Annotated in this window: 3 protein-coding genes; all 3 read right to left on the reverse strand. The window is 45.3% G+C overall.

Annotation, left to right across the window (positions count from 1 at the left end):
• A partial coding sequence (locus AC1DVB_RS26540; RefSeq protein WP_477591779.1) for a sugar kinase occupies nucleotides 1–949 on the reverse strand: 949 nt, incomplete at its 3' end.
• A 21-nt stretch (nucleotides 950–970) separates the two neighbouring features.
• On the reverse strand, nucleotides 971–1834 hold the full coding sequence (locus AC1DVB_RS26545; RefSeq protein ID WP_477591781.1) for a fumarylacetoacetate hydrolase family protein: 864 nt from the start codon (nucleotides 1832–1834) through the stop codon (nucleotides 971–973).
• 14 nt (nucleotides 1835–1848) lie between these two features.
• Nucleotides 1849–2549, reverse strand: a 701-nt coding sequence (locus tag AC1DVB_RS26550; RefSeq protein ID WP_477591783.1) for a C-terminal binding protein, incomplete at its 5' end; no start/stop codon positions are given.

Genomic DNA, 2549 nt, shown 5'->3' on the forward strand with positions numbered 1-2549 from the left:
TTACATCCTCTGTGCCGCCACTCATGAACAAATCGAGGTCGGCACGGGCCGGCAAACCCTCAACATCGCCATTTACCATCGTTGCCATTGCTCCCATGGCATTTCCACGCCTTGCAGCTTCATCTAACGGCAGTCCATCAAGCAGTCCGGAAAGTACACCGGATGCAAAAGCATCCCCAGCACCGATGGGATCCACGACCCGTTCCACATAGAATTCAGGAATGTATGTTTTCGGTACAGACGGAGCTGAAATCAAAGAGCCTTCTTTGCCCAATTTAAGTAAAACTGTTTCGACACCGAGTTCATGAAAATGATCGGCAAATTTCTCCGGAGTATGGGAGCCGAATAAAAATTCGGCTTCGGCCACCCCAGGCATGACGATATCACTTTTCGAGGCGTACTTTGTTATGATGTGACGTGCTTCATTTTCATCACCCCATATTTTCAAACGAATATTCGGATCGAAGACGATTTTTGTTCCGTTTTCTTTAGCAATGCGGACCGCTTTATCCAAGAGCGACTGACAAGAATTCCCTAGTGCAGGGGTAATCCCCGTAATATGGAGATAAGCGGCATCTTGGATGGCAAGATCAGTTAGTAATTCCGCGGTCATTTTACTAGCTGCCGAATCTTTCCGGTAATAATAAACCCGGGTATCATTCAGCCGTCTGAATTCTTTAAAAAAGACTCCGGTAGGAGCATCAGGGTCTCTTGTTACATAAGAGACATCAACGCCTTCTCCGCGAATGAACGATTGCATGGCATTGCCAAATTCGTCATCACCGAGACGGCTAATCCAGCGTGAGCTATGACCGAGTCGGCTTAACCCGATCGCGACATTGGATTCCGCACCGGCAAACTTCATCGAAAAAGATCTGGCGTGGCGAAGCGGACCTTCTTCATTCGGGGTAAACACTGTCATCGTTTCTCCGATGGTTACAACATCCATGTCATCATCTTCTTTCTCTTGTCATGCTATTACGTGATTAGAAAGCGTACCGATCTTCTCAATGCTGACGTTCATCCGGTCACCGTTTTTCAACCAGATTTTTGGATTCCTTCCCATTCCAACTCCTGGTGGCGTGCCAGTTGCAATCAAATCACCTGGCATTAGTGTCATGGACTGTGATAAAAATGAAATGATTTTCGGAACCGTAAAAATTAGGTTGCTTGTATTTGAATCCTGCATAATTTCACCGTTTAATTCAAGCGAAATCGCTAGATTGTGAGGGTCACCCACTTCATCTTTTGTAACGATAACAGGACCAAATGGAGCAAATGTGTCCGCCGTTTTGCCTCTTGACCACTGAMCGTCCTGAAATTGCAAATCTCGGGCGCTGATATCATTCATAATCGTGTAGCCAAAGACGTAGTCATCCGCCTCTTCTTCTGACACACGTTTCGCTTCTTTTCCAATGACAAAAGCAAGCTCTGCTTCAAAGTCGACCTCTGTTGAATTAATCGGGATTTCAATCGGATCATTATGACCTGTAATCGCATTCGAATATTTTGAAAAAATGACTGGCGAAGCAGGCGGCTCCATCCCCGTTTCCTTACAATGATCAAAATAGTTAAGTCCTACGCAAATGATTTTATCCGGCTTTGCGATTGGCGGCAGGATTTTCACATCTGACGTTTTGAATATTGCATCCTCATTTATCCGTTGCTCGATTAAGTGTTCAGCACGTGTGCGCAACTCGCTGCTTCGTTCTATAAATTTTTTCATGCATGCAGGAAATTCCTCTGGACAGAGAGCCGTTAAACTAATTATTTGATCATCTTGAACTAGACCGATGTGCTGTTCGGATTGCACGGAAAAAGTCGCTATTTTCATTTTTTTCCCCTTTCTTAGGTTAATGCGTATGGTGTTTTTTCCCCTTTTAAGACCTGAACGATATTTCTTGCTGCTTTTTGACGAAGTTCAACCATCGCTTCCTCAGAATACCAGGCGCTGTGAGGCGTAATGATGACATTGTCCATTGTGAGTAGCGGGCTATCGATGCTGACAGGCTCATTTTCTGTCACATCAAGTGCAGCACCTGCAATGATCCCTTTTTCAAGTGCATTGGAAAGTGCTTTTTCATCGATTATCGGTCCGCGTGCCGTGTTAATGATGACCGCGTTACTCTTCATCTGTTTAAGGCGCTCCTCATTGATCAGGTGGTATGTATCATCAATTAAGGGCACATGGATCGACAAATAATCGGCTTCGCCTATAATTTCGTCGAGATCCATTTTTTGAACCCCGACAGCAGCCATGTCTGCAGCCGATACGAAAGGGTCATAAGCAGCGGTTTTAAAGCCGAGCGGTTTCACCTTTTCAATGAAACGGCGCGGAATCCGGCCAAAGCCGAGAACCCCAACCGTTTGTTCGTTAAAACGGTGAATCGGGACACACACTTTAAAGTCCCAGTTACCTTTTTTCACTTCCTTGTTTAACAGTGCCACTTTCCGCGCCGAAGAAAGTAAAAGTGCCAATGCATGATTCGATACTTCTTCCATGCCATAATCCGGTACATTGGCGACAGTAATCCCCTTTTCCTTAGCGG

This window comes from Peribacillus sp. P4_D6 (assembly GCF_056401795.1).